The following is a 5,415-nucleotide window of genomic DNA, read 5'->3' on the forward strand; positions in this document are numbered from 1 at the left end:
TCCCGCCGTCGCGTCCGCTTCGTCGACTGACCCAGACCCAGGCTCTGCTGCTTCATGGCCGGCATCGTCTCATCGGCTCACAGCGGGACCAAGCACATGGGCGACGGACTTTTGCAGACCGTCCCTAGCGCCTCAACTTCGCTCGGAAAAATCGACGTCCGATGCTTCAGGCTGATGCCACCACGCCATCGCTCCGCAGGCTTCATGTGCCGGCGCAGGTCTTCAGGCGTCTCGAACGCAGCCTCTGCCTTCGCGTCACGGCGCGGATACCAGACTGACTCACGAAAGACGCCGCCCAGGCCGGCAACCTTCAGGCCGGCGATGGTGGCCACCTTGCCGTGCAGGTTCCTGTGCTCCAGCTCGCTGCCGACGATGTCGGTCGTGATGGCGTCCCACGCCAGCTCGTCGTCGCCGTCGTGGTTGCCGTGGATGAACCAGACTTCCGTGAGCTCAGTCAGCCGGCCGAGAGCCAGGTGCAGGGGTTGCACAGGCGTCAGGTCGCCCAGCAAGATGACTGCTGCCGGCCGGTGCTGGACCACGGCGCGGATGACGGGCGTGAAGTCCGAGTGCGGGTCGCCGAACAGCAGAATCGACTTCGCTGGGTCCTGGGGGATGGTGTTGAAGCTCATGTCTTGACGCCGGAAAAGCAAACAGGCCCGGATCTCTCGATCGCGGGCCTGCGTTGGGGTGAGGGGGAGTTCGGGTACTGGCTACAGCTTGGGTATCGAACTCGCCGTCTGCGCCTGGGGTCTCGGCGCACTCAGGCCCATCTGCACGGCTATGACGGCCGTGCAGGTCAGGGTGGTGGTGCGGTTCGAAGACATGACACGTCAGCGTACCACGTGTCGCCGCTCCTGTGTCAAAAAACTGTACGGCCGTACAGTGTCTGATGCAAAAGCCAGGACTGGGAAGTTCGCTAGACGCCCTGCAAAGCCGTTCGAGCGAAGTTCACCCGCTGAATTTAAGAAGTCACGGCTTCGCACAACATCGATCTGAGTCAGATTGCGCAGATCGAGTTCTTCGCAAAACTTGCATCGAAACGTGCAGCGATATCATTGCTTGATGCCAAAGTAGTCCCAAATGGAAATGAAAAATCAGTTTTTTATCCCGGCAGTTCCGTTTTTGTGCGCGAGTTCAAAGACTACTTCAGGGAAGTCGGCGAAGCATCGAGCCGTTCGCGCGCGGTTGATTTGCTGGCCGACGAATTTGCGTCCGAAGACCGCACGCACTTCCTCGGGTTTTGCTACACGTCAGCAGGCCAAACACACTGCGTCAAGTGGTCGGAGTTGACTGAAGACGAGCGTCTTCGCCTGACTTAAACAGCTACGGCCGACTGGGCCGACTGAGCATCTCGACCGTCCGCGCGACCATCTCGCGCCTGAGGTCGATTGATACGAGCGGAATCGGCACGCGAGCGCGACTCAGCAGCGCGAGCAGCTCGCCGTAGTCGCGCAGGCCCAGAGCTCCCATGGCCGCCCGCCGCGGGATCTGCCCGCGGCCGTAGCTGCACAGGATCTCTCGATCCGCGCGGCTGATCGCTCGCCAGTAGTTTCGCGACAGCAGTCGCCCGTAGCGTGCTTTCATGTCAGGATTCGCGCGCCTCGGGCAAAAAAAGCCCTCGCGGCACGGGCCAGCAGGGGCTGCATATCCTTCTGATCAACGGATAGGCCTCATGAGTCAACTGCTGATGAAGAACTCAAACATGAAGTGTGTTGGCTTGCCTACATTTTACAAGCGCATCTAGTATGACGCAAATCTGGTGTTAGATTCTTTCAGTTCTGACGCCACGAGCGGCTCAATCACTCAGGCCGCTGCCGCTAGAGTGCCGTCTTCATGCAGTGCCACCCTTGCAAGCAGCTCATCTGCCAGTGCATACAGGCCGTCGAGATTCTCGATTAAGCCGATCTATTCTTCATTCTGAGGACTTGGCAGCTTGTAGAGGTCCATGCTCACGCGCGCTGGATCTTCAACGACGTGACAAACAATTGTCGCTTGCCTCCCTACGTCTGGTAGTTGCATTCTTTGAGTCACCACTGCAACTGTTCTTGCAACTATCTGGTGAGAGGCCACCTCTGAAAGGTTGCCTGCTGTTCTTCCCGAGACTTGCCAGGCCGCCGCTAGTGAAGTTTGCTCGCGTGTCCGTCAGCATCTGAGCCTTGACGCTAGAAGGCACAGGCGTTGCCTTTGGCTGCTTGAATTCGGCGTAAACCAAGATCTTGTGCCCATCCATCTCCCCGACTTCGACGCGATGGGTGGCAATGGCCGTTCCATGGAGTCGGCTAGGGAATTTTTCGGCGACTTCTTCATGGCCCGATCCCAGTGGTAGATCGACAGATTATGGCGTGGCGATGGCCAACTGACCGAGTTAGGCCGCCAGTGACCTCCACGCAATGTCGACATGCCGGCATCGTGGCAGGGCTAAATAGTTGCGAGCACCGCCAACTCTCTCTCGGCAGTGCTGTTGGACGGCATAAGATGGCTTTGCCCCCGCCCCCCCTCGCAGAGTGGTAGGGTTGCATGGGCTATTCATCCGCCGCAAAAGCGGCACTACTGAGTATTGGGTCAAAGATGCGCCCAGGGCGAATGCTCCGCACTATTTCCAATCCCTTGAGAAGCAAGGACTAAGTGGCCATCTGGTTTAAGGCACTGCTGCGCGCGGTCTGACTCGACATCCAGAGAGTACAGCTCACCGCTGTCGGTCCACGGCGAACTTGATCCCGCGACAAACGTCCCGACCTGAAATAACGCGGGTGCAGGGCTGGCGCGTTGGTCGAGTTCCCTCCCTGAGGGAACAGCGCCGAAATCAGCATCCCGCAGCTTTTGGAACAACCGGGAGCTCGGCGGGCTACGATAGCGCCAGGCAACGCTTTTTCGCCAATTCGACAGGCGTCCACGGCGATAGATCTCCAGAGTTCGTGCGCACAAACTCTCGATCGCCGGCGTGGAGACAACTCAGTCATCGAACTGTACAGTTCGTGCGCACGAACTTTCTCCCAACGGCGCGCAGGTGACCCGGCGATAGATCTCCAGAGTTCGTGCGCACGAACTCTCAATCGGCGGCGTGGAGACAACTCAGTCATCGAACTGTGCAGTTCGTGCGCACGAACTTTCTCCCAGCGGCGCGCGGTGACCCGGCGATAGATCTCCAGAGTTCGTGCGCACGAACTCTCAATCGGCGGCGTGGAGACAACTCAGTCATCGAACTGTGCAGTTCGTGCGCACGAACTCTCAATCGCCGGCGTGGAGACAACTCGGTCATCGAACTGTGCAGTTCGTGCGCACGAACTTTCTCCAAACGGCGCGCAGGTGACCCGGCGATAGATCTCCAGAGTTCGTGCGCACGAACTCTCAATCGGCGGCGTGGAGACAACTCAGTCATTGAACTGTGCAGTTCGTGCGCACGAACTCTCAATCGCCGGCGTGGAGACAACTCGTGACGTTTCCTGGGCTTTGAAACGCATCTGTGAGACCCAAAGAGCGGTTTGGTTGCCCGCTTCCAAGGGCAGTCATCGACTAAAGACTCCCGCCCTTCGACGGATGACTCCCAGCCTCGATGCAGTACCCAAACGTCGAATGTCGGCGCGTCGGGCTACGCATCTGGATGCCGCAGGCCTGAGGGCTTCTATGTCTTGTTGCTGCAACGGTCAACATGCGTTGGCTGGCCGTCCAACATTAAGTTGGAATGGCTGCGAGTGGACTTTGCAGTATGAGCAAATTGCTCTGAAGTCTTGAATCCACGTTTCAAAACTTCATCTTTCGTCTCTTATGTTGTGGTTGTGAGTCATAAAATTGTTTCAAGAGATCATCCAAGTGCGCGCGCGCCTGTTCATCCAACACGCCCCGAATCGCGGCCTGCAAATTAGCAATCTCGGTGCGAACACTTCGGTCTTTGATTCGCCAGATCGGCCGACTGCTTCCGTCACCACGGACCATACCGTTTCTCTGTCCAACTTGCTCATGGTAGAGATCTAGCCAAGCCGCCATGCCGGAAGAATAAGCTTCGCATCGGGCTTTCCTCGCAGCAATTCGGCAATCATCGACGAGTTCGGCACGAAGCCCGGGATGTAAGCGTTGCGCATCGCCGACAACAAAGTAGTGAATGTGCAGATGGCTCTCGTCCGAATGCTCGACCACGCCAACCAAGTTCGTTCCGAACTGCTGTACCAGCCACGCGATTGTCTCGGTGCGCCATTTTTTATATTCTAAGAATTTTGTCACGGCTGCAGCAGCATTGCTTTGCCTGAGAGCACGTAGCCAAGCCAACTCAATCGGATGAGAAGCCACTCCTGCGACCAAGCATCGATGCTGGGGGTGCCGTTTGCGATAAAATACATTGCCGTTCTTCCGCTTGACGGCACTCAATGTTGACATGTGGGCCGTGACTGCGCCGTCTACTCGCGCGCGGTCGCCGACTAGCCATCTTGGCGGCGATGGTCGTTCAATGTGCTTGCATGCATTTGGTTGCCTGGTCGCTTCATCAAGGATTCCTGCGACGTTTGGTGCAGAGTACGCATGCGCGCGGAGAAAGCTATGTTTCGAGAGAGGCATGGTGGTTCCAACATTACGCATTATGAACCGGATACTGCGCGCCAGCTGCAATCGCTGCGATGTCACGCAGTTCATCAATGACGAAGGCACACAGAGGCCTTGCCCAAATTGATGCCCTCACGTCCGGAAAATGAGAGATTGCCGAAATTATCAATAACTGGTGCGGCCTTCCGGGTGGTGAAGCGTGATGTTTTAATCGTTTTGCAAAGAAAAATCATTGCGAAGGATGAATCTTTGCCGCTTGTCGACTGCCACAACAGTTTGAAATGGAGGCCTTTGATCAGAAGACTGGCGGAACTGTGAAGCAGAAGATTCGCTGGCGAGATGAGGACTCGGATTAACCAGCCGGCGACGCCTGCATAGTCACAGCGGCGAAATGGCGAGAGGTTTTGGTTCGCGGACGGGAAGCTCTGCATTTGACGCACGCGGGTCTGCGGCTTACACAAGTCGGAAGCATTGCGGATGTGCGGGTTGAACAACCCGCGAAAGGAAATGACGGCTAAGGATGCTCTGCAAAACCCCGTCGCCCAAGTGCTTGGCCGCACTCTGGGCCGATGAGACGATGCCGGTCATGAAGCAGCAGAGCTTGGGTCTGGGCCAGTCGACGAAGCGAACGCGACGGCGGGAGTTTCTGAGCGATATGGAGCGCGTGGTGCCGTGGACGGATCTGGTCGCGCTGGTGTTGCCGTACATGCCCGAAGGCCGTCGTGGTCGTCCGCCGTTTCCCGTCGAGGCGATGCTGCGCATCCACTTCATGCAGCAGTGGTTCAACCTGAGCGACCCGGCGATGGAAGACGCGCTGCACGACGTGCCGCTGTTCCGCGATTTCGCAGGGCTCGGCGGCTGGGACGACCGGCTGCCTGACGA

At 57.8% G+C, this 5,415-nt stretch carries 5 protein-coding genes; 1 reads left to right on the plus strand and 4 read right to left on the minus strand.

Annotated elements, in window-relative coordinates:
- Positions 1-77: 77 nt before the first annotated feature.
- The 4 genes from FFT10_RS27380 to FFT10_RS27400 form a co-directional block, all read right to left on the minus strand.
- A complete protein-coding gene (locus tag FFT10_RS27380) occupies positions 78-629 on the minus strand; it encodes a metallophosphoesterase family protein (RefSeq protein WP_137736059.1) in 552 nt (183 codons plus the stop codon).
- Between the two features lie 694 nt (positions 630-1,323).
- Positions 1,324-1,584: a hypothetical protein gene (locus FFT10_RS27390; RefSeq protein ID WP_137736061.1), complete on the minus strand. Its 261-nt coding sequence runs from the start codon at positions 1,582-1,584 to the stop codon at positions 1,324-1,326.
- A 2,157-nt stretch (positions 1,585-3,741) separates the two neighbouring features.
- The gene (locus FFT10_RS27395; protein WP_162520949.1) at positions 3,742-4,548 is read right to left on the minus strand and encodes a plasmid recombination protein; all 807 of its coding nucleotides are present in this window, start codon (positions 4,546-4,548) and stop codon (positions 3,742-3,744) included.
- A gap of 74 nt (positions 4,549-4,622) precedes the next feature.
- Complete coding sequence (locus FFT10_RS27400) at positions 4,623-5,027, minus strand: hypothetical protein (protein WP_162520950.1); 405 nt, start codon at positions 5,025-5,027, stop codon at positions 4,623-4,625.
- 92 nt (positions 5,028-5,119) lie between these two features.
- On the opposite strand from FFT10_RS27400, the gene FFT10_RS27405 reads away from it, so the two are divergent.
- On the plus strand, positions 5,120-5,415 hold a 296-nt coding region (locus FFT10_RS27405; protein ID WP_137736064.1), incomplete at its 3' end, for a transposase.

This window comes from Pseudaquabacterium pictum, assembly GCF_005403045.1.
GTDB lineage: Bacteria > Pseudomonadota > Gammaproteobacteria > Burkholderiales > Burkholderiaceae_C > Pseudaquabacterium > Pseudaquabacterium pictum.